The organism is Mesorhizobium sp. M0207, assembly GCF_040321995.1.
Taxonomy (GTDB): domain Bacteria; phylum Pseudomonadota; class Alphaproteobacteria; order Rhizobiales; family Rhizobiaceae; genus Mesorhizobium.
In genome coordinates this window covers 59,818-81,870 of record NZ_JAMYSQ010000029.1, presented here as the reverse complement: position 1 = coordinate 81,870, position 22,053 = coordinate 59,818, and the positions used below count along the sequence as shown (strand labels likewise).

19 protein-coding genes and 3 pseudogenes are annotated in these 22,053 nt (G+C 61.3%); 14 read left to right on the top strand and 8 right to left on the bottom strand.

Annotated elements, in window-relative coordinates; all coding sequences use genetic code 11:
* Positions 1 to 854: pseudogene (locus NKJ15_RS28105) on the top strand (IS1380 family transposase); the annotation flags it as partial.
* Positions 855 to 1,556: 702 nt separating this feature from the next.
* Here the strand turns inward: NKJ15_RS28105 and NKJ15_RS28100 are convergent.
* The 8 genes from NKJ15_RS28100 to panB all read right to left on the bottom strand — a co-directional run bounded on the left by NKJ15_RS28100 (position 1,557) and on the right by panB (position 8,994).
* Positions 1,557 to 1,772, bottom strand: coding sequence for a helix-turn-helix domain-containing protein (locus NKJ15_RS28100; protein ID WP_352453550.1), 216 nt, complete (start codon positions 1,770 to 1,772; stop codon positions 1,557 to 1,559).
* A 460-nt stretch (positions 1,773 to 2,232) separates the two neighbouring features.
* A complete protein-coding gene (glmS, locus tag NKJ15_RS28095; RefSeq protein ID WP_352819075.1) occupies positions 2,233 to 4,056 on the bottom strand; it encodes a glutamine--fructose-6-phosphate transaminase (isomerizing) in 1,824 nt (607 codons plus the stop codon).
* An 816-nt stretch (positions 4,057 to 4,872) separates the two neighbouring features.
* Complete coding sequence (locus NKJ15_RS28090) at positions 4,873 to 5,184, bottom strand: DUF2285 domain-containing protein (protein ID WP_352549694.1); 312 nt, start codon at positions 5,182 to 5,184, stop codon at positions 4,873 to 4,875.
* Positions 5,185 to 5,341: 157 nt separating this feature from the next.
* The gene (locus tag NKJ15_RS28085; protein ID WP_352819074.1) at positions 5,342 to 5,716 is read right to left on the bottom strand and encodes a transcriptional regulator domain-containing protein; all 375 of its coding nucleotides are present in this window, start codon (positions 5,714 to 5,716) and stop codon (positions 5,342 to 5,344) included.
* Positions 5,713 to 6,363 (bottom strand): acyl-homoserine-lactone synthase, encoded by a 651-nt coding sequence (locus NKJ15_RS28080; RefSeq protein ID WP_352458529.1) that lies wholly within the window; start codon positions 6,361 to 6,363, stop codon positions 5,713 to 5,715. The genes NKJ15_RS28085 and NKJ15_RS28080 overlap by 4 nt, the downstream gene beginning before the upstream one ends.
* Before the next feature lie 93 nt (positions 6,364 to 6,456).
* Entirely contained in the window at positions 6,457 to 7,182 is a 726-nt protein-coding gene (locus NKJ15_RS28075; RefSeq protein WP_352518022.1) for a LuxR family transcriptional regulator, read from the bottom strand.
* A 94-nt stretch (positions 7,183 to 7,276) separates the two neighbouring features.
* The gene (panC, locus tag NKJ15_RS28070) at positions 7,277 to 8,137 is read right to left on the bottom strand and encodes a pantoate--beta-alanine ligase (protein WP_352819072.1); all 861 of its coding nucleotides are present in this window, start codon (positions 8,135 to 8,137) and stop codon (positions 7,277 to 7,279) included.
* Positions 8,134 to 8,994, bottom strand: coding sequence for a 3-methyl-2-oxobutanoate hydroxymethyltransferase (gene panB / locus NKJ15_RS28065; RefSeq protein ID WP_352819070.1), 861 nt, complete (start codon positions 8,992 to 8,994; stop codon positions 8,134 to 8,136). Before panB ends, panC begins: the two co-directional genes overlap by 4 nt.
* A gap of 173 nt (positions 8,995 to 9,167) precedes the next feature.
* Between panB and NKJ15_RS28060 the strand changes: the two genes are divergently transcribed.
* The 13 genes and pseudogenes from NKJ15_RS28060 (at position 9,168) to NKJ15_RS28000 (ending at position 22,041) form a co-directional block, all read left to right on the top strand.
* Positions 9,168 to 10,136 (top strand): NUDIX hydrolase, encoded by a 969-nt coding sequence (locus NKJ15_RS28060; RefSeq protein WP_352819088.1) that lies wholly within the window; start codon positions 9,168 to 9,170, stop codon positions 10,134 to 10,136.
* Positions 10,137 to 10,202: 66 nt separating this feature from the next.
* Positions 10,203 to 11,177 (top strand): quinolinate synthase NadA, encoded by a 975-nt coding sequence (gene nadA, locus NKJ15_RS28055; RefSeq protein WP_352508058.1) that lies wholly within the window; start codon positions 10,203 to 10,205, stop codon positions 11,175 to 11,177.
* Positions 11,174 to 12,715 carry an L-aspartate oxidase gene (locus NKJ15_RS28050; RefSeq protein ID WP_352819068.1) on the top strand — a complete coding sequence of 514 codons (1,542 nt, stop codon included), beginning with the start codon at positions 11,174 to 11,176 and terminating at the stop codon, positions 12,713 to 12,715. The genes nadA and NKJ15_RS28050 overlap by 4 nt, the downstream gene beginning before the upstream one ends.
* Complete coding sequence (gene nadC / locus NKJ15_RS28045; RefSeq protein WP_352458523.1) at positions 12,715 to 13,569, top strand: carboxylating nicotinate-nucleotide diphosphorylase; 855 nt, start codon at positions 12,715 to 12,717, stop codon at positions 13,567 to 13,569. Before NKJ15_RS28050 ends, nadC begins: the two co-directional genes overlap by 1 nt.
* A gap of 95 nt (positions 13,570 to 13,664) precedes the next feature.
* A complete protein-coding gene (gene bioB, locus NKJ15_RS28040; RefSeq protein WP_352819086.1) occupies positions 13,665 to 14,663 on the top strand; it encodes a biotin synthase BioB in 999 nt (332 codons plus the stop codon).
* Positions 14,660 to 15,799, top strand: a complete 1,140-nt coding sequence (locus tag NKJ15_RS28035) for an 8-amino-7-oxononanoate synthase (protein WP_352819067.1) — start codon at positions 14,660 to 14,662, stop codon at positions 15,797 to 15,799. Before bioB ends, NKJ15_RS28035 begins: the two co-directional genes overlap by 4 nt.
* 11 nt (positions 15,800 to 15,810) lie before the next feature.
* Complete coding sequence (bioD, locus tag NKJ15_RS28030) at positions 15,811 to 16,446, top strand: dethiobiotin synthase (protein ID WP_023679599.1); 636 nt, start codon at positions 15,811 to 15,813, stop codon at positions 16,444 to 16,446.
* Positions 16,446 to 17,711, top strand: coding sequence for an adenosylmethionine--8-amino-7-oxononanoate transaminase (locus NKJ15_RS28025; protein WP_352819065.1), 1,266 nt, complete (start codon positions 16,446 to 16,448; stop codon positions 17,709 to 17,711). The genes bioD and NKJ15_RS28025 overlap by 1 nt, the downstream gene beginning before the upstream one ends.
* The gene (gene bioZ / locus NKJ15_RS28020; RefSeq protein ID WP_352819063.1) at positions 17,708 to 18,691 is read left to right on the top strand and encodes a 3-oxopimeloyl-[acyl-carrier-protein] synthase BioZ; all 984 of its coding nucleotides are present in this window, start codon (positions 17,708 to 17,710) and stop codon (positions 18,689 to 18,691) included. Before NKJ15_RS28025 ends, bioZ begins: the two co-directional genes overlap by 4 nt.
* Positions 18,692 to 18,762: 71 nt before the next feature.
* Positions 18,763 to 19,058 (top strand): annotated as a pseudogene (locus NKJ15_RS28015) (aspartate 1-decarboxylase); the annotation flags it as partial.
* A 75-nt stretch (positions 19,059 to 19,133) separates the two neighbouring features.
* Positions 19,134 to 19,295, top strand: a pseudogene (locus NKJ15_RS28010) (NrtR DNA-binding winged helix domain-containing protein); the annotation flags it as partial.
* 622 nt (positions 19,296 to 19,917) lie between these two features.
* Complete coding sequence (locus NKJ15_RS28005; protein WP_352596149.1) at positions 19,918 to 20,574, top strand: antitoxin Xre/MbcA/ParS-like domain-containing protein; 657 nt, start codon at positions 19,918 to 19,920, stop codon at positions 20,572 to 20,574.
* 315 nt (positions 20,575 to 20,889) lie between these two features.
* Positions 20,890 to 22,041, top strand: a complete 1,152-nt coding sequence (locus NKJ15_RS28000; RefSeq protein WP_352819061.1) for a porin — start codon at positions 20,890 to 20,892, stop codon at positions 22,039 to 22,041.
* Positions 22,042 to 22,053: the final 12 nt, after the last annotated feature.

Sequence of the window (22,053 nt, the reverse complement as noted above, 5' to 3'; positions counted from 1 at the left end):
GCTGTGCACGGAGGCCAACAGCTTCGCCTGTTCAATGCCCACCATGACGAGTACGGCTTCCAGCCGATCGTCGTGTTCGATGGTGCGGGACGGTTCGTCAGCGCGATCCTGCGACCGGCCAAGCGGCCGAGTGGGGCTGAGATCCGCCCCCACCTGCGCCGTCTGGTGCGGGCGATCCGGATCAACTGGCCGAACATTCGAATCCTGCTCCGCGGCGATAGCCATTATTGCAACCCGAAGGTCATCGACTGGTGCCGCGCCAACGACGTCGACTTCATCTTTGGCCTCGCGCCCACCACGACCCTGCGCAAGCATGTCGCGGATCTGGAGGCCAGCACGACGGCGCGCTTCGAAGCGTCGGCCAAGACAGGCAAGGTCCGCAGGTTCAAGGAGTTGTTGACGGCGCCGCTAGTTGGAGCCGCGTCGAGCGCATCATCACGCGGGTCGAGGTCGGCGCCCAAGGTGGCGATATCCGCTTCGTCGTCACCAACCTTGCCGGTGGGAAGGCCAAGGCGCTCTACGAGGATGTCTACTGCCGGCGCGGCGCGGCCGAGAACCACATCAAGTCGTGGAAGACGCATCTTGCCGCCGACCGCACATCCTGCACCAGAGCGACGGCCAACCAGTTCCGGCTATTCCTGCATGCCGGAGCTTACTGGTTGATGTGGGGCTTGCGGGCCGCGATGCCGAGGCGCTCGAGCTTTGCCGTCGCCCAATTCGACACGCTGCGATTGCGCCTCATCAAAATCGCTGCGCGGGTGGTCGAGATGAAATCGCAAATCCGCCTGCACCTGCCGACATCGTGCCCCGACCAGCGCATCCTGCGCATCGTCCTCGATCGCATCCCCCAACTCGCGACATACGATGGGGGCAGACGCCCCGAAACGAACCCGTCGACCGCAACCTGCAAACCCCCGCCTGCCATCACGACGGAGCAATCCCGGCGCCTGACGAGGCGCGTGGAAAAGCACCGCAACGGCGACCACAACGTCGCTTCAGGCCGTCAAAAGCTTATCGCCGTGCATCAAGGCGGCTAGAAGCGCGCCGGCAGCCTGGCGGGGGGCTTGGGGTTAGACTGCCGGCGCACGCCACTCATGAAGAGCAGCCCCTTTTTGCGGTTCCGACACCCATAGTCAACCCGGCAGCGTCTGGATGCCCGCTGTGCTCTTTTCAGAGCGGCTCGCGATGCCGGCCATGTCGGCCGATCCTGCCTAGGATGGGGGGCCACTCTCGTCGGCCGAGTTGATGCTCCAGCCAGTATCGCCTTGCCGACCAGCATGGGTTCGCCGTTAGCAATCCATCCTCGCGAGCCAATGCTATCGTGCACGTGTCGCAGCACTCCGGGCGGCTATATCGCCTAAGACAGCATGACGAAGCGTTCCAACTTCCTGTTCGGCGAGCCCGTGTGCAGTTCCTGACTCGGACAGTGGACGAGAATTCTCTTGGCGGTACTGCGCCAGAAGGCTTTCGCGTCCAACGGAATCAAGCGACGACTATCAGCCGCAAACGTCACATCACAAGAGCGGTCTTCCACCCATTGCAGATTATCCGACTGATCAGGCGGCGTCCGATATGTCCGACTCTGCCTCAAGAATTCCCACAGGTATGGACAGCGATCTCGCTATCCGATTCCGATAGCCCTTATTGTACTTTAGACCCCGCTCGATGTTTTGGATTTCCTGAGCGGCAAGCCCGCACGCGACCGCGAGGTCCTCGATTGAATACCCAAGGTGCTCACGATAAGCGCGGATGATGTGGGTCCCCTGCGACATAGCCGTCAAGACTGGCTCGGGAATGCGCGAATCCTTCATAAACATCTCCAAGAAGATGGGAGCGCCTGACAAATCGGGAGATTTCCTCCCCGACCCTGGCGCACACCCAGCAAATCAAAAAAATGGACGTCCATTCGGCCGGACCGGCCTCATCCATGGAATGGGCCACTTGAAATTGGCAGCCGGGTCGGAATATGGCGGCTCACCTGCTTTTGATCAAGTTCTAAGAACCTGCCCGCCATGAGATGGCCTGATCGGCTGTAGCGCATTCGACCTGCGATCCTACACGACTCATTCTCCCCGATGGCTTTCTTGAACAGCAACTCGAACTCTCACTGACGCCTCCAGTGGCTATTCGCGGCACCGTCCACCCAGCCTCGCGGACGCTGATACCTTCGACCAATTTCCACCGCCGATGCAGCGAAGATGGACAAGCGTCGCTACCTATAAAGGTTCACAATCACTCGACCGTGACCGATTTTGCGAGATTGCGCGGCTGGTCTACGTCTGTGCCCATGAAGAGCGCCGTGTGGTAGGCAAGAAGCTGTATCGGCAGCGAGAAGATCATCGGCGCGATAATCTCGTCGACAGCCGGCAACACGAGCGTGTGCATGGTGTTGAGTTTCGATGCGGCTGCCCCTTTTTCATCGGTGATGAGGATAATCCGCCCTCCACGGGCAGCCACTTCCTGCATGTTGGAGACGGTCTTGTCGAAAAAGCGATCATGGGGCGCGATGACGATCACTGGCATGTTGTCGTCGATCAATGCGATCGGACCGTGCTTCAATTCACCCGCCGCATAGCCCTCGGCATGGATGTAGGAAATCTCCTTGAGCTTCAGCGCACCTTCCATCGCTAGCGGGAAACTGGTGCCACGGCCGAGATACAGGACGTCACGACACTTTGACAGTTCGCGCGACAGGAACTCGATCTCCGGCTGGATGCTGTTGAGTACCTGGCCCATGACGCGCGGCACTTCGGCGAGGCTCCTGACGAGCGCCTGCAGCTCGTCTTCGGTTACGGTCCCGCGGGCTCTGGCGGCGCCGATGGCGAGTGCGGCTAGAACGGCAAGCTGGCAGGTAAACGCCTTGGTGGAGGCGACGCCGATCTCCGGTCCGGCAAGGATCGGGAAGACCGCATCGGCCTCCCGAGCGATGGTCGATTCGCAGGCATTGACGATAGCGCCAATTTTCAGCCCACGCTCCTTGCAGTACCTCAACGATGCGAGCGTATCGGCGGTTTCGCCGGACTGCGAAATGAAAAGAGCCGCCGACTGCGGCGACAACGGGATCTCGCGGTAACGGAATTCGGACGCAACGTCGATTTCAACCGTCAGGCGCGCATAGCGCTCGAACCAGTATTTTCCGATCAGTCCGGCGAGATAGGCGGTCCCGCAGGCCGAGATCGCCAAGCTCGGGATCCTGGCGAAATCGATGCCAGAAACCATGTCGGCGCGATTCTCTATGATGTTGCTATAGTGACGGAGAGCATGGGCGATGACTTCGGGCTGCTCGTAGATTTCCTTCTCCATGAAGTGGCGATGATTGCCCTTGCTGGCCAGATCGGCCGCGGCCGTGGAGGTATGGCGCGGACGCTCGACGGGATGGCCGTCGAAATCGAAGATATGGGCGCCCGAATTGCCGACAATGGCCCAGTCGCCCTCGATGAGATAGGTAATTTCATTGGTGAAGGGAGCAAGCGCGATCGCGTCGGAGCCCAGGAACATCTCGCCGTCGCCGTGACCGATCGCCAGCGGTGGTCCGTTGCGCGCCGCCATGATGGTCGACGGATCATCTTCGAAGAGGACGGCAAGCGCATAGGCGCCCCTGACGCGTTTCAGCATGGCACGCATCGCCTCTTGCCGCCTCATGCCCTCCCGGCGGTGTCTTGCCAAGAGATGCGCGATGACCTCGGTGTCGGTGTCGGTCTGGAACTCGGCGCCAGCCGCCGCCAATTCGTCCTTCAGCTCGGTGAAATTCTCGATGATGCCGTTATGGACGACGGCGACACCGTCGGCAAAGTGCGGGTGCGCATTGCGTTCCGTCGAGGCCCCATGGGTTGCCCAACGCGTGTGGCCGATGCCGATGTTCCCGCTCAGCGGCTCTTCCTTCAGTCTCCTCTCGAGATTGACGAGCTTGCCCTCGGCGCGCCGGCGGTGCAAGGCACCTTCGGTGATCGTCGCAACGCCGGCGGAATCATAGCCGCGATATTCCAAACGCTTCAATGCGTCGACCAACCGATCCGACACCGGCTGTTGCCCAACGATGCCAACAATCCCGCACATGTTCGTCTTCCCATTCTTGCCGGCAGCTTCAGCCTACGCGAGACGGATACCCATCCGGCCGCTTTCATTGGGGGATCTTCTAGTAGTATTGGGTAATATTGGTATAATTGATTGTAGGGATAGCTATCATCCACCCCATGGATAAGCCGCGTTTGGGGCCCTGATCTAACTTCTTCGTTGCGCCTGACGTCCTCATGACCGAACGCAAGCCCACACCCCGCGGCACGAAGGAACAATCGGCCATGCGCGATCATCCCGGCCACGCACCTGACCACGAACCGCCGCCGCTCGTGGTCACGCGGCGATCGGCATGATCACACAGCACTGTAGTTAGGCAGCATCAGCGACGCATGGTCGGCATCATCATCATCGGCAACGTCGGCGCCGTCGGCATGGTTCACGTGTTCGTCACGTTGATCATAATCATCGTCGCCGCCGATCTAGTTTCTGATTGCCTGCCGCTTTGACGCGGCTTTCGCCGGTAGAGCTTAGCCCGCGATGGCCTATCAAAACGCTGTTAGTCGGCATGGCCGAAACCGAGAGTCAGGCGGCGCACGCCACAGAGCACGTTCAGCGACCGTTTCAGTCAGCGCCGGCTTTCTTGGGGTTCGTAACGGTCATCAGGATTCTCGGGGCATGAATGCACTATCACGAAAGCGTTGGTTCTCAGTGCTTCGTCCGTATTACTCAAACCCGATTCCCGCAGCGGAAGAACTAGGCGCGTGTCACGTTTTGTACAAGGCACAATAGCAGTGAGAAATGGAGATTGATGCCTGCCCGTTTTCGGATAAGACAATCACCGAGCTGTCACCCGAATTACATCAGGAACTGTCTATAGCCACCGCCCATCAGGTAGCGGCCACGTTGGATGGCGCGACGCACCTGATCGCGAAGATGGCTACCTGGATGAGACCAATCTTCTTCGACACGGCGTCTCCCGAACAGGGCAATGGCGATCTCCTGATGAGATGCTCCCGCAAGCGAGCCATCCAAAGCCTGGAGCACGATACGCAGACGCGCTCCGCGGGGTTCCGGCGGAAAGCAAGCAGCTGCCAGGCGGCCGCAACCACTGATGTCGTTCAGGAACTGAAGGGCAGCGACATGGAACTTCAGGTGCTGCGGCTGCACGATCGCGTCGACATATAGCCGCAACGGGCGGAGAACGGATGCACCGGAAAGGGCGATCTGCAGACTCCGGCAGTCCTCCCTCAGCAGCACGTGCTGCACGCCGGCAGGTGTCAGCAGGATGTCCTTGCAGCATGAGAGCGACGAAAGATCAAGCGGTTCAAAATCGTGGTCGAGCCCAACCAGCTCCGCGGCCGCTCGTAGAATACGGGCGCAGTCGCGCGGATCCCAAAAGACCCTTGCCGACGTAGCGTCCGACTGTGGCGCGTCCGCGAAAAAGGAGGCTCCATTGTCTTAGGAAAGATGATCCTGTCGTCAACTCGATTATGTTCATGTCGGCCTGGGCTCCGACAATGCAGGCGGACGGTGCCATTTTGGCGTGGTCGCGCTGGAATTGTGGATTGCGCCGAAGAAACTCCCAGGCCCAGGCAGTGCGTGGCAATCGTCTGGCGTAGTGGTAAGCTTCGTGACGACGCCAGTCCGGCCAGCATACAAGACCGACCGTCGCTTCCTTGGGCAGACCAGCATCATTCACGGCTCAGGTGTCCACAATGCCGACGGGCCTAGAACCGGTTGCCACAGTACCGGTCCGCTCAGACGTCCCCTGCTGCGGATGCGCAAAAGGCTCGCGCGGGAAATCTCGAGAAACCCGGCCACCGCCTCCGTTTTGCCGACGGACTTGGGTTGTCCGATGCGCGACAATGGCCACGTCGCGAGGCGAAGGATCCGTTCCATGCGCGTGTCCGTCACCGTTACTATCCGGGTCAGATCCTTGGCCAAGCCGAACTCGATCATGCCCGCGAAGAGCTCGTAGGTTGCCTGGGCCAGTCCGCCCGCTGCCTTGGGCGCCGACGGAGGAAGATCGAGCGCGAAACGACTGCTCTCCCATATGTCGGAGGTCGAGGGCACGACGTCAGCACCCAGCAGCACCGGGAACGTGTCGCGCAACATTGTGGGTCCGGTGCTGGGCAAAAGACGCACGCAACCGCGAATTCGCCAGTCGGATCCCTTGAGGAGCAGATAGACAGGCTTCAGACCATCAAACGGGTCTGTTTCCATCTGGTCTTCGGTATCAACTTCCCAATCGAGCCTTTCCTTGAACACCCGAAACCTGAGCCCGTGCATCTCTTTGAGCTCGCTTGCGAACTCGTCGTAAAGGTCTGGTGTTATCAGCTGCATCATGGTCGCCTCCGTGCGGAATGTGTTCCCGCCATCGAAGGGCAAAGCCGGCAGCGATGCAGCCTGTAGAGGTTTACAGCTATCGTGGCCGACGAATCAGGATCTCGCCTGGCCGGAGGCAGCCAGTCGTGCAACGGCCTGGTTGATCGTTCGAACGCCAAGCTTTGCCTTGGCGTTTTCCAGATGAAAGGTCACGGTGCGCTTTGAGACGCCGAGAAGCTGGCTGATAACCCAAGCCGACTTGCCGCGCGCCGCCCATTTCAGGCACTCGAACTCCCGCGGGGTGAGCGTTACACCATCCACCACGCGATCGTCGGCGAGCCTGCGCCGGACATGGATATGAAAGTTGATGGCCACCAGCTGCAATGCTTTTTCGTAACGTGTCAGTGACCGCAACAGAGGCGGGCGGGACTCGTCGGAAGCAAAGGTCAGGGCAGCAAACCGGCCGCAATGATCATGCATGGATATCGTCAGGCCGCCGCGGATGCCAAACTCAGCCGCACTCTCCAGAATTTGTTGCTGCGAATTCGGCAGACAGTGCCGAGCGCGATCCACACCCCAATCAAAGGTATCCCAGCCTTGCAGCCCGCGCAGGATGACCGGATCAAGACTGTGGTACCGCTGTTGCAGATAACGTGATGTCCAGGATGAAGGATAGTTTGAGATCAATTGCGGGGCGTCGCCGGGGGCCGACGGGTAAGTGAAATAGGCGAATAGCGGAAAATCGAAGCCGGCTGCAGCGGATGCCATTGCCTCACGGAGATCGGCAGCATCAACACTTGCAGACAGTTGCTCGACGAAGTTCTCAAACACGCGATGCATTTGCGCTTTGCGTAACCTCCGTGATCGCTCGATGCCAGGCAGAGACCTTGTTTTAAACGATCCCGGGCGGATACAGCGCGTGCCGAGAACCCCGTTAATCTGTTGAAACCCGTGATATTCTGACGTTGTCTATGAGCCGTGTGCCGCCGAGCCAGGCCGCGACAAGCAAGCGTGCAGGTCGGTCAAGGCTTGTCATGGGTCGCAAATCTGCCTCGTCGCGAAGTTCCAGGTATTCGACCTCGCGATAGCCCGCAGCCAGAATTGCTGCGCGCGCTTCGGCAAGCGTTGGCAGGACGGGCGAGCCGCGGGCAAGCCGCTCAGCCGTCTCGAGCAAGACCGATGGTAGCTCGGGGGCAACAGTACGCTCTGCTGGCGAGAGCCGGACATTGCGCGATGATAGTGCAAGACCGTCGGCTTCGCGGACTGTCGGACAAGGAACAATGGTGATTGGAATATCCAGGTCCCGGGCCATACGCCTGACTAGCTGAAGCTGCTGAAAGTCCTTTTCGCCAAAGAAGCCGAAGTCAGCGCTGGTCTGCAGGAAGAGCTTGGCGACGACGGTCGCCACGCCATCGAAATGTCCCGGCCGGAAGGCACCGCACAGGCCCTCGCTGACACCGGACACCGAAACGGTCGTGGCGAAGGCCGCCGGATACATCTCCTCTGCATCCGGCGCATAAAGCAGGTGCGCGCCAAGCGGTGCCAGCTTGGCGGCATCCTCGTCCTCGGTGCTCGGATACGCGGCGAGATCGGCCTGGCTATCGAATTGCTTCGGGTTGACGAAGAGCGTCACGATCACCCGGTCGGCCTTCTCGAGTGCCGCGCGCACCAGGCTGAGATGGCCCTCATGCAGGACGCCCATCGTTGGCACCACGGCAATCCCCACGCCCTCGCGGCGCCATGCGGCGACGATTTGGCGAAGCTGGGCAACGCTCCTGACAATCGGCACGCTCACGCTGCTTCTCCGCTCTTGGTGGCGTCCGCGTCGGCGGGCTTGGGCGCATCGGCAAACACGTGCTCGGCGGCCGGAAACTGGCGCTCCTTCACTTCCCGCGCATAGGCCGCGATCGCAGCCGCAGCGGCCTCCCCCAGTTCAGCATAGCGCTTGACGAATTTGGGCCGGAAGTCGCCGAAGAGGCCCAGCATGTCGTCGACGACGAGAATCTGGCCGTCACAGGCTGCCGAGGCACCGATGCCAATGGTCGGGGTCGCCACCTCCCCGGTGATCCGGCGGGCGAGCGCCTCGGGAACCTTCTCCAGCACGACCGCAAAGGCGCCCGCTTCGCTCACCGCAAGCGCGTCGCGCCTGATGCGCTCGGCATCCCCGCCTCTGCCCTGCACGCGGTAGCCACCGATGGTGTTGATCGCCTGCGGCGTCAAGCCGACATGGGCCATGACCGGCACGCCGCGCGCGGCGAGGAAGCCGATCGTGTCTGCCATCGTTTCGCCGCCTTCGAGCTTGACGGCCGCGCAGCCGGTCTCGGCCATGACGCGCGCGGCATTGCGGAAAGCCTGCTCGGGGCTTTCCTCGAAGGAACCGAACGGCAGGTCGACGACCATCAGCGCCTGCTCGAGGCCACGGCGCACGGCCTGGCCGTGAATGATCATCATCTCCAGCGTCACACCGAGCGTCGAGGGCAGGCCGTGGAGAACCATGCCGACGCTGTCGCCGACCAGCACCACATCGCAATGGGGATCGACAAGCCGGGCGACTGGGGTCGTGTAGGCGGTAAGACAGACGAGCGGCGTCCCACCTTTGCGCGAACGAATATCCGGCGGTGTGATCGCCTTGGTGTCACCAAACGCACTCAATGGACCCTCCTTCCCCAACGTTACCAACCGCGGGTGTCGCGTTTGCCACATTTTTGTGCAAGTGCGAAGAGCTAAAAATGGCCGTGCAGCTGTGCGGTGTTGACGTGCGGACAGGCGCGCTTACACTTAAATCGATTCAGGCGCCCCCGAGCTGGCCAACCACTTTCGCGAACATGGACGATCAGGCAAAAGGACGCAGGAAAGACAGAGCCGCCGTCAAGGCCGACGAAGTCAAAGTGGACCTGATCGCCTTTGTCGTCGCCGTAAACGACAGTGAACCCTGTGTCCTCACCATCGGCCAGGCGGACACCCTGCCCTCCGGACCATTTGCGCTTGAGCACCGATCGCTGCAATCCGGTTTGAGGGGGTGGGTCGAGCAGCAGACCGGCCATCCGCTGGGGTATATTGAGCAACTCTACACCTTCGCGGATCGGGATCGCATCGGCGCCGAGCGCCAGCAGCGCGTCATCTCCATCAGCTATCTCGCATTGACCCGCAAGGAACAGGCAGCTGGCTCGCCCAAGTGCGGCTGGCAGAGCTGGTATGAATATTTTCCATGGGAGGACCACCGCTCCGGCACGCCTCCGGTCGTGCTGGACGTTCTGCGACCGCGCCTGATTGAATGGGCAGACGGCGTCAGCGACGCGGCCACGCGACGTGAACGCTGGCAGCGGGCGACGATAGCCTTCGGCTTCGACGACCGCCTTTGGAACGAGGAACTCACGCTTCAACGCTATGAGTTAGTCTACGAAGCAGGCCTGGTCCAAGAGGCCGGAAGCGGACGGGACGCGACGCTGCCTCCGCTGGTGCCCAGCAAGTCTATGGTCGCCGATCATCGCCGCATCGTGGCGACCGGCATTGCGCGGCTGCGCTCCAAGATCAAATACCGGCCGGTCGTCTTTGAGCTGATGCCGCCGGTCTTCACGCTTTTGCAGCTGCAGCGAACCGTGGAGGCGCTTGCCGGCAGGCTCGTGCGTAAGCCGAACTTTCGCCGGCTGATCGAGCAGCAGGAGCTGGTCGAAGAGACCGGAGAGGCAACCGCGGAGACCGGCGGCCGGCCAGCGAAGCTTTACCGGTTCCGCCACGCCGTTCTCGACGAGAGGGTCATCGCCGGGACAAAATTGCCGCTGGCGCGGGGTTGACATCGCTTATACTCACAGCAAGTATATGCTGGTTATTTTCAACTAGAGTATAAGCTGGAGGGGTCGATGAGCGCCATGCTGCCTGCGACCGCGTTTCTCTACGAGCGCGTCCGACGAGTGATCCCGCCGATCGAATGGCCGGCTTTCGTCGAGGATATCGAGGCGATCCTTGCACTGAAGCGCGAGCGCAACGCCATCATCCTGGCGCACAACTATCAGACCCCCGAGATCTTCCATTGCGTGGCCGACATCGTCGGCGACAGCTTGGCACTGGCCCGCACGGCTGCGACGATCGAGGCGCAAGTCATCGTGCTGGCCGGCGTACATTTCATGGCCGAAACGGCCAAGCTGCTCAATCCGCAAAAGACGGTGCTCATTCCCGACCTGCGGGCAGGCTGTTCGTTGGCGGAATCGATCACGGCAGAAGACGTGCGCTTGATGCGCCAGCGTTATCCCGGCGTGCCGATCATCACTTATGTCAACACGTCGGCCGAAGTGAAAGCCGAGTCGGATATCTGCTGTACATCCGGCAACGCCAAGGCGGTCGTCCAATCCCTTGGCGTTCCCCAGGTGATCATGTTGCCGGACGAATATCTGGCCCAGAATATCGCCGCCCAGACCGATGTGCAGATCATCGCCTGGAAAGGGCATTGCGAGGTGCATGAGCGCTTTACACCGGCCGACATCCGCGAGTTGCGCGAAAGCCATCCCGGCGTGATCGTGCTCGCGCATCCCGAATGCCCGCCCGACGTCGTGGCTGAAGCAGATTTTTCCGGCTCGACCGCTGCCATGTCCGACTATGTCGAAAGGCAAAGGCCGGCACGTGTCGTGCTGATGACGGAATGTTCGATGAGCGACAACGTCGCGTTAGCGCACCCAGAGGTCGAGTTCATCCGGCCCTGCAATTTGTGCCCTCACATGAAGCGGATCACGCTTGCCAACATCCGCATGGCGCTCGAGCAGAACCACCATATCGTAACCATCGAACCCGGGATCGCGGGGCGCGCGCGGCTTGCGGTCGAACGGATGCTGGCAATTTGAGCGCCGATGTCCGCAGCTTCTTCGGGCGGCCCATCATCATCGGCGGCGGCATCGCCGGACTGATGACCGCGCTTCAACTGGCGCCGGAGCCGGTGCTGCTTCTGTCCAGGACGCTGCTGGGAGCTGACAATTCGAGCACGTGGGCACAGGGTGGTCTGGCTGCAAGTTTCGGCGAAGACGACGATCCGGAACTGCACCTGGCCGATACGCTTGCCGCCGGGGATGGTCTCTGCGACACAGACGTGGCGAGCCGCATCCTCCAAGCCGCGCCCAAGGCGATAGAGGGGCTTGCGGGCTTTGGGGTTCCCTTCGACCGTACGTCGAAAGGATCACTGTGCCTCGGATTGGAGGCCGCACACAGCCGACGTCGCATCGTTCATGCGCATGGTGACGGCACCGGGCGTGAGATCATGCGTGCCCTGATCGCGGCTGTGCGTTCCACACCGTCGATTGTTGTCGTGGAGGGCGTGGAAGCGCGCCGGCTGGCGGTGCGAGAGAATGCGATCCGAGGCGTCTGGGCGAGCGGTTCGATAGGACCTGTCTTCTTCGGCTCACGGCGGGTCGTCCTCGCCACCGGTGGGATCGGGGGACTGTTTCTCGACACCACGAATCCTTCGGGCAGTTGCGGACAGGGCCTGGCGCTTGCGGCCCGCGCTGGAGCTGTCCTTGCCGACCTCGAGTTCATCCAGTTCCACCCGACCGCGCTTGACGGCCCGGAACGCCCTATGGCGCTGGTCAGCGAGGCCGTCCGCGGCGAAGGTGCTGCCCTGATCGACGAAACCGGCCAGGCTTTTCTCCAGAGCGTGCCAGGGGCGGAACTTGCGCCTCGTGATGTCTTGGCGCGCGCCGTCTGGAACCATCTTGCCAATGGCCACCGTGTTTTTCTCGACGCGCGGCAACGGCCTGGCCCGGAATTTGCTCGACACTTCCCGACAATCGCATCAGCCTGTCGTGGAGCCGGCATCAATCCAGCGCGCGATCTCATCCCCATTCGTCCGGCCCAACACTACCACATGGGTGGCGTTGCCGTGGACGGCTCCGGTAGGACCTCCGTCAAGGGGCTGTGGGCCTGCGGCGAAGTCGCTTCGACAGGACTGCATGGCGCCAACAGGCTCGCCAGCAATTCCTTGACCGAGGCCGTCGTGTGCGCGCGCTGGGTCGCTGAAAGTGTCGCCGGAACGCCTGCTCGCAGAACAAAGCCTGCGTTTGCGGACGTTTACCCATCGCCCGCGCCGACACCCGTGCGTGTTTTCCTGTCGCGCGCACTCGGCATCGTCCGGGATGGTGAAGGTTTGAAAGCAGCCGCATATGCCTTGTTGCCGCTCGCCGAAAGCAAGGACGCGACCTCGGATCCGGCGGCTGTCGGGCTAATGATCGCGGTTGCCGCCCTGTTGCGCGAAGAAAGCCGCGGCGCTCATTACCGGACAGACTTTCCTCATCATGCGACTGTCGCCCGACGGTCCGAAATCACCCTCGAAGCCGCCTTGGCCGCTGCGCGGGAACTCGGACACTCGCCAAGCCTCGAAGGGGCAAAGTGATGACGCTCTCACCGCTTCCCACGGTCATGCTTGAGCCGCTTGTAAGGGCAGCTCTTCTTGAAGACCTTGGCAGAGCCGGCGACTTGACCACGGAGGCCATCGTGCCGAAGGCACACCAAGCGGGAACCGTGCTGGCGGCGCGCCAGTCCGGAGTTGTCGCCGGCCTCGATCTGGCGATGCTCGCTTTCCGCTTGATTGATCCTGATGTCGAAATTTCGGTGGAGCGGGCAGACGGCTGCAATGTCATGGATGGAGAGGTCATTGCATCAGTGGTTGGCCCTGCCCGGGCCATTCTCACAGCCGAACGGACGGCACTCAATTTTTTGTGCCATCTGAGCGGCATCGCTACAGCAACGGCATCGATCGTCGCTGCGGTTCGTGGATATGGCGCGAAGATCGTCTGCACGCGCAAGACGACGCCCGGATTGCGGGCAGTCGAAAAATACGCCGTGCGCGCAGGTGGCGGATCCAATCACCGCTTCGGCCTCGACGACGCAATTCTGATCAAGGACAACCACATCGCCATCGCAGGCGGCGTTCGCCCGGCGCTCGAGCGAGCACGAAGACGGGCCGGTCATCTCGTCAAGATCGAAGTCGAGGTCGATACGCTGGCCCAGTTGGAGGAGGTACTTGGCTTCGCTCCCGATGCGGTTCTGCTCGACAACATGTCCCTCGCCGATCTTCGCCGCGCCGTCGCAATCGTTGGCGGCCGTGCTATCACCGAGGCTTCTGGCGGGATCGCATCCGATACAGCGCGAGCGATTGCCGCGACCGGCGTTGATCTGATTTCAGTCGGCCGACTGACCCACAGCGCGCCGATCCTGGATATCGGCCTCGACTATTGGGGCTCATGATTGCCTGAGGAACGGACAGGATCGAATCAACTGTCCTTTCCGATCGTCATCAATCAGACAGCAAAGCAAGGCAGAACCGGAGGAACAGCATGGACATGCAAACAGCCAGTCCAACGCAGACATCGCCACAGGCTCAATCCCCTGACCCTGGAGCGTGGACCCTGGAGAAGGCTCGGGCACTTCACGATGCCCCCTTCAACAATCTCCTCTTCCTCGCGCAAACCGTGCACCGCCAGAATTTCGATCCCAACAAGGTCCAGCTCAGCCGGCTGCTCAGCATCAAGACGGGCGGATGCCCGGAGGATTGCGGCTATTGCAGCCAGTCGGCGCATCACGAGACCGGCCTGAAGGCGTCGAAGCTGATGGAGGTCCGGCGCGTCGTTGCCGAGGCGAAGAAAGCGCGTGACGCCGGCGCAACCCGCTATTGCATGGGCGCGGCCTGGCGAAACCCCAAGGCGCGCGACATGGATGCGGTGGTGGCGATGGTCGAAGGCGTCAAGGCGCTGGGCATGGAGACCTGCATGACGCTCGGCATGCTCGATCGTGAGCAAGCCGCTCGACTGAAGCAGGCTGGTCTCGACTTTTACAACCACAACATCGATACGTCGGAACGCTACTACAGCGAGATCATCAGCACGCGCAGCTTTGCCGAGCGGCTCGAGACGCTCGAGCACGTTCGCCAATCCGGCATCAAGGTCTGCTGCGGCGGCATTGTCGGCATGGGCGAGGAGCCGGTGGACCGGATCGGCATGCTGGTGACGCTGGCCAACCTGCCGGAACATCCGCAAAGCGTTCCGATCAACATGCTGATCCCGATCCCCGGCACCCCGCTTGCCGACGCCAAGCCCATCGAGCCGATCGAATTCGTGCGCGTGATCGCGCTGGCGCGCATCATGATGCCGAAATCGCATATCCGTCTTTCCGCCGGCCGTACGGCCATGACCGACGAGATGCAGGCGCTGTGCTTTTTTGCCGGCGCCAACTCGATCTTCGTCGGCGACACGCTGCTGACGGCGAACAATCCCGGTGAGGACAGGGATACCCTGCTGTTCCGGCGCCTTGGCATCGAGCCGATGGAACTCGAGGCGCAATGAACGGGGCACCGCTTGCCCGCTATGAGGCGACCTTGCAGGGACTGGCGCGCAAGGACCGGCTGCGGACGCTGAAGCCGTGCGCCGGGCGCGACTTCTCGTCGAACGACTATCTCGGGCTTGCCGCCTCCAAAAGACTTGGCGATGCGGTTGCGGCGGCGATTGCGCGGGGCACGCCGGTTGGCGCCACCGGGTCGCGGCTGTTGCGCGGCAATGCACCGGAACACGAGCAGCTCGAGGCAGACGCGGCGGCATTCTTTGGAGCCGACCGCGCGCTGTTCTTCGGCAGCGGCTACATCGCCAACTTCGCTCTGCTGACTGCGCTGCCGCAGAAGGGCGACCTTTTGGTCCTCGATGAGCTCGCCCATGCCAGCATGCATGAGGGGGCACAGGCCGGACGTGCCGAGTTCAAGCTGGCCGCGCACAACGACGTCGATGCTGTCGACGATGCGATCAAGCGTTGGCGCGCCGAAGGCGGCATGGGATGCGTCTGGATCGCAGTGGAAAGCCTTTACAGCATGGATGGCGACTGCGCGCCTTTGGAGAGCCTGGCCGCGCTTGCCGATCGGCACAACGCATTCATCATCGTTGACGAGGCGCATGCCACCGGCGTCTGGGGACCGGACGGCCGGGGGCTGGCCGCCGCTTTCGAGGGCCGCGACAACATCGTCGCGCTCCACACCTGCGGCAAGGCGCTCGGCGCATGTGGTGGGCTCGTGACCGGGCCGAGGACACTGTGCGAGTATCTGATCAACCGTTGCCGGCCATTCATCTACGCCACCGCGCCATCGCCGCTGATGGCGGTCGCGGCGCGCGAAGCGCTCGCAATGCTCGCCGACGAGCCTATGCGCCGTGTTCAGCTGCATGAACGCGTTGCCCTCGCAGGCCGCCAACTGGCCGATCGCTGCGGCGTGATACCAAGCGGCTCGCAGATCCAGCCAGTTGTCATCGGCGACGTCAGCCGCACCATGGCAGTGGCGGCGCGCCTGCAGGGCCGCGGCTTCGACATACGCGGCATTCGTCCGCCGACCGTACCCGAGGGCACGTCGCGGCTGCGCATCTCACTGACGCTCAATATCGGCGAAGCCGACATTTCCGCCATGGTCGAGGCGCTCGTCGAGGCGTTGGCCCAGACATGACCGGAGGCGACATGACCAAGCGCATCGTCATCACCGGAACAGACACCGGAATTGGCAAGACGGTGTTTTCGGCCGGGCTTGCCGGCCTGCTTGACGGTTTCTACTGGAAGCCGGTGCAATCGGGCCTCGACGGCGAGACCGACAGCGAGGCGGTTGCGCGACTTGCCGGGCTGCCGTCGGGGCGCGTGCTGCCGGAAGCCTACCGCTTGAAGAGCCCGCTTTCGCCGCATCGTTCGGCCGAAATCGACGACGTTTCGATCGAGGCTGCCGATCTTTCGTTTCCGGTCCTGCCGACACCGCTCGTCATCGAAGGCGCCGGCGGGCTGATGGTGCCGCTGAACCGCCGGACAAGGTTCATCGACATATTCGAGCAATGGCAGTTGCCGGTCATTCTGTGCGCCCGCACCGCGCTCGGAACAATCAATCACACCCTGCTGTCGATCGAGGCCCTGCGGGCGCGCGCTATCCCGCTGGCTGGCATCGCCTTCATCGGCGATGAGATGACCGATACGCAACGGACGATCGTGGAATTCGGCGACGTGCCGCAACTCGGCAGGCTGCCGCACCTCGATCCGCTGACGGACAAAACGCTGAGACAAGCGATGATTGCCGGCTTCGACCTCGCTTTGATTGCCGGAGGCGAATGATGACGCAATCCCGTGTGTGGCATCCCTTCACCCAGCACGCGCTCGAGCCGGCGATCCCTGAAATCGTCCTGACGGAAGGCGCCTATGTCCACACGGCCGAGGGCTCCCGCATCCTGGACGCCATTTCCTCCTGGTGGGTCGTCACCCATGGCCATCGTCATCCCCGCATTATGAAGGCAATCGAGACGACCGCCTCGAGCCTCGACCAGATCATCTTCGCAGGTTTCACGCACGAGCCTGCCGAATGCCTGGCCAAGGCGCTTGTCGGACTCGCTCCCGCCGGACTCGACTGGGTGTTCTATTCCGACAGCGGCTCGACCAGCGTCGAAGTCGCGCTGAAGATGGCGCTCGGCTATTTCCGCAACATCGGCGCGCCGCGCTCGCGCATCGTCGTCATGGAGCACAGCTATCATGGCGACACGATCGGCACGATGAGCGTCGGTGCTCGTGGCGTGTTCAACGCCGCCTACGAACCCTTGCTGTTCGAGGTCGACACCATTCCCTTCCCGGCCGCCGGCCGCGAGCAGGAAACGCTGGACAGATTCGAGGCCGTCAGCCGCGACCGGCGCGCCGCCGCGCTGATCGTCGAACCGCTCGTGCTTGGCGCCGGCGGCATGCGGATGTATCCGGCCTCGGTTCTGACCGGATTGAAGAAGATTGCCGAAGCCTCCGGCACGCTGCTGATTGCCGACGAGGTGATGACCGGCTGGGGCCGCACCGGGAGCATGTTCGCCTGCGAGCAGGCATCGATTTCTCCAGATATCCTGTGCACCTCCAAAGGCTTGACTGGCGGCGTGATCCCGCTCGCGGCCACGCTCGCCACCGATGCCATCTTCCAGGCCCACTATTCCGACGATCGGAAGAAGACCTTTTTCCACTCGAGTTCCTACACCGCCAATCCGATTGCCTGTGCGGCAGCACTTGCCAATGTCGAGATCTGGCGCGACGAGCCGGTGACCGAGCGGATCGCGGCCTTGAGCGCGAAGCAGGCCGCCGGGCTTCAACGCTTTCGCCACAATCCCTACTTCACTGACAGCCGGACGACCGGCACCCTCGCGGCCCTCGACCTGCGCGCCGGCTCTGCCGGCTATCTGGCCGAGATCGGGCCGAAGCTGCGCGCATTTTTCCTCGAGCGCGGCCTGCTCGTGCGCCCGCTCGGCAATGTCCTCTACCTTCTGCCGCCCTATTGCATCACCGGCGAGGAACTGGACGGGCTCTATGACGCCATCGAGGAGGCCGGCGAACGCTTCGGTTCGAAGCCATGACCAGGTCGTCGCGCATTCTCGGGTTTGGCCATCATGCGCCTGGGCGCAAAGTGGAGAATGCCGAGATCGAGAACAATCTCGGGCTCGAACCTGGCTGGATCGAGCGGCGCACCGGAATTCGCTCGCGATTCTGGGCAACGGATGAAGATACGCTGTCTGGTCTTGCCACGCAGGCTGGCGCCATGGCGCTGGCGAACGCCGGCATTGCGCGCCACGACATCGGTCTGCTGTTGCTTGCCACCTCGACGCCCGACCATCTTCTGCCGCCCAGTGCACCCCTGGTCGCACACAAGCTCGGCCTTGGCCGCGCAGGCGCGGTCGATCTGACCGGTGCCTGCGCCGGCTTCATCTATGCGCTGATGTTTGCGGACGGATTTACCCGCCTGCACGGCAAAGCGAGCCTTGTTATCGCCGCCAACATCCTCAGCCGCCGCATCAATCCCTCTGAGCGCGCCAGCGCCGTGCTGTTTGCCGATGCCGCCGGCGCCCTCGTGATCGGTCCCTGCGAGGATACTGATCGGGGGATTCTCGGTGCCTCCGTGGATTCGGACGGCTCGCGATACGGGCTGATCCAGATTCCCGCAGGAGGAAGCAACAAGCCGTTCCACGGTGACCTCGACCTCGCGCAAACCCGAATGACGATGACCGACGGCCGCGAAGTGTTCGCAAAGGCCGTCGAGATGATGACCGATTGCTCGATAAGCGCGCTAGCCGCTGCCGGAGTGCGACCACAGGATGTCGACCGGTTCGTGCCGCATCAGGCCAATGCTCGCATTTTCGATGCTGTCGGGAGTAACCTCGGCATAGCGGATCAAGCAATTGTCAAGACGATTGCCGAATACGGCAACTCTTCGGCCGCGACGATCCCGCTCTCACTGTCGCTCGCCAATCAAGCGGAGCCGTTTCGGCCGGGCGAGAAAATACTCCTGGCGGCGGCAGGTGCGGGACTCAGCGGCGGGGCGCTCGTCGTCGGGATTTAGCCCAGCGAAGCTGCTCAACATCAGGACTGGCTCTGTGAGATGAATAGGACAACGGGACCAATGCGAAAATAATCGCCGGCAAGCTGCACGGCATCCACGTCACCGAGCAAAGCTCAACTACCACGGTTCGATACTGCTCGACCCTGACCACGCGAAGAACCCGGGATCCTGCCAATGGATTCGTGGGAGACATGGAGCAAGACTTCCGGCGCGCGAATCTCGACCTATGTCATCCTCGGCGAGCGCGGCTCTCGATGCTGCATCCTCAACGGCGCGGCCGCCCGGACCTGCCAGCCCACTCCATCCATCTGGACGAAGCGCGCATTCCTCTCTGAAGCCGCGGATCGTTACATTCGTCATCAACAATGTCGTCGGTTTTCTGACCGATGGCAATGCGCTGACGCGGACGGCGTTGACGATTAGATCGGCAGGGGCGCTTCAGCAGAACTTTCGCCGGTTGATGGAGCAGCAGGAACTGGTGGAGGAGACCGGCGAAAGTGCATTTGATACCGGCGGTCGGCCGGCGAAGCTTTATCGCTTCCGCCACCATGTCCTCGACGAAACGGAGGTCGCCCGGACAAAATTGCCGCTGGCGCGGGCTTGACATCCTTTATACTCAACGTAGAAATATCCCTTATAATCAATTCGATTATAACGAGAAATTCATTCGCAAGTCCGAACCCACGGTCTCGCTCGGGAAGCCCGTATGAGTGGATCGAAGTGATCTTGGAAATGAAACGCCCGAGGACGGGCTTTCAACCTTTGTCGTGAAGGAGGTGCCGCGCGAGTGGGCCAATGCCTTGCGGCAACGGTGAAGGATGTATACCGCCAGTAAACACGTGCGTCAAAGTCGCTGTCGAATGTACAGTTCGTCCAAATGTGCGATACGTTCGATTTGTGCAAGTAACAATGGAAAAGTGTTGCATAAAAGAAACGTCTAATTATATAAAGCTGGCAAGCTAAACTTTAAACTTGCACAAATGAGCATCGCGGATAGCGTCCCACTGTGAAGCGTGCACTGCGATGTGCGTGTGTTTCGATCGTGGGGGGCAAGACGGTCGTCAATTGATGTTCTTCCCTTTTTATTGAGAGGCAAAAGTTGAAGCCGCAAGACGGCTGCTAGGTTGCGCGCATACGAAAACGCAACACATCGCCGTCCCCCCAACTTCATGTCTTCAACGCTCTTTCGGAGGCTTGCTGAGGGAATGCTATTGGGAAAGCCAGATATGTCCGCGTCGAGTGATCTTGGGGATGAAAAGCGCCAGACCGAGCTTTCAAGCTTTGTCATGAGGGAGGTGCAGCGCATTCTTGCCCAATGCGATGAGGCGAAGCAGGGTGACAAGGCTGCTGTTGCGCCTTCTGGTTCTCCTTCCAACGAATTGACCGTCGTGGCCGCCGAATTTCTTGGTAGGCTCGAGGCCGAAGCAGCGCGACGGCTAAACGCCCAGGCGGGTGAGATCGCTTCGCGACCACGGGCAGCCGATCATCCGCTCGGGCATCCGGTTCTGAAAGATTGCCCGAGAGAAGGCGCGCGCATTGCAGAATGGGCCGGTCCAGTTGCGGGGTCGACGCATCTCGAGAGACGTTTTGGAATACCGCGGTCCACTTTGTATTGGTGGCAGCAACACAATGATGTGGTTGCCTTTCGGAGAGGCTCCCGTAAGCATGTATTTCCCCTAGCTCAGTTCATCGACGGCAGGCCTATGCCCGGAATCAGGCAGGTCCTTTCCTCGATCTCCGATCCCAGACTGGCTTGGCTGTGGCTGATCAGCCCCTCGCCTCTTCTCAAGGGTCGCGTCCCTATCGAATTGCTCAGAGAAGGTATGAACACAGAAGTTGTTACATCCGCCGCCCAGGCTGTTTCTCTGATTGAATCTATCTGACAAGTGGCCGGATGCCGATGGCTGTCCGCGCATTATGTAAGTGCGCACAAGCAGATGTACCAATTGTGCGATTTGTGCAAATGTATAGTTGTTCAATTTGTGCAAGTAATACAGTAGATTTAGTGGCAATAATGCAACGGATACTTCTATATTTGGTTGGCAGACGGAATTTGAACTTGCACTAATTCGCTCAGCGAATAGCGTTCGAGCCGGGAAGGATGCATCGCGATGCGCATCTTTTTCGATCGTGGGGACAGGGAGCGGTTCGTCCATCGACGTCCTCGCCCTTTTCAAATCATTGAATGGAGATCAATTATGAACATCAAGAGCCTTCTTCTCGGCTCAGCTGCGGCTCTGATCGCAGTTTCCGGCGCCCGCGCCGCCGACGCGGTGACCGTCGCCGAGCCGGAACCGGCTGAATACGTCAAGATCTGCGACGTGTACGGCTCGGGCTACTTCTACATCCCCGGCACCGAGACCTGCCTGCGCATCGGCGGCTATGTCCGCTACGACATCGGCGTCGGCGACGTTGGATCCTACGACGGGGCGCGGACCCACGACGTCCAAGACGGTAGCGACCAGGGCACCTGGCGCAAGAACGCCCGCTTTGACCTAAGGACTTGGACCGGCCAGGAAACCGAACTCGGTACTTTGAAGACATACACCGAGACCAAATTCAATTTCGGTAACCGCAACGCCTATTCGGGTCCCGACAGTCCCCAGAACTATGCCTTCAACAAGGGCATCACACTGAACTTCGCCTGGATCCAGCTTGGTGGCCTGCGCGTCGGTAAGGACGAATCGGCCTTCGATACGTTTATCGGCTATGCCGGCAACGTCATCAACGATACGCTCGTTCCCTACGGCGATTTTGACACCAACGTCGTGCAGTACTACTTCGACGCAGGCAATGGCTTCTCCGCCGTGGTATCGCTCGAAGAGGGTTCTGGCGTCGTCGGCACGATCGACAGCTACGTTCCGCATCTTGTCGGCGGCGTGAAGTACACGCAGGGCTGGGGCGCCATCACCGGCGTCGTGGCTTACGACAGCAACTACGAAGAGGTAGCCGGCAAGGTCCGCTTGGATGTGAACGCCACCAACGAACTGTCGCTGTTCATTATGGCTGGCTATGGGACCGACGACAACCTAACCGATGGGACCTACGCTATTCCTGCCGGCGGTCGCGGCTTCTACAAGCAGTGGGGTGGCAACTGGGCCGTCTGGGGCGGCGGCACCTACAAGTTCAACGAGAAGACCTCTTTCAACCTTCAGGCGGCGTATGACGAGTGGAAGAACCTCGGCATTGCTGCCAATGTCGCCTACGATATCGTTCCTGGTCTGACGATCACGGCCGAAGTCGACTATCTCCACGCTGGCAAGTTCGGGGATGTGGACTTCTCTAACTGGACCAATGCCGACAAGAAGAACAGCGTCGGCGGTCTGCTCCGCTTCCAGCGCTCGTTCTGAGGATTGAAGAGC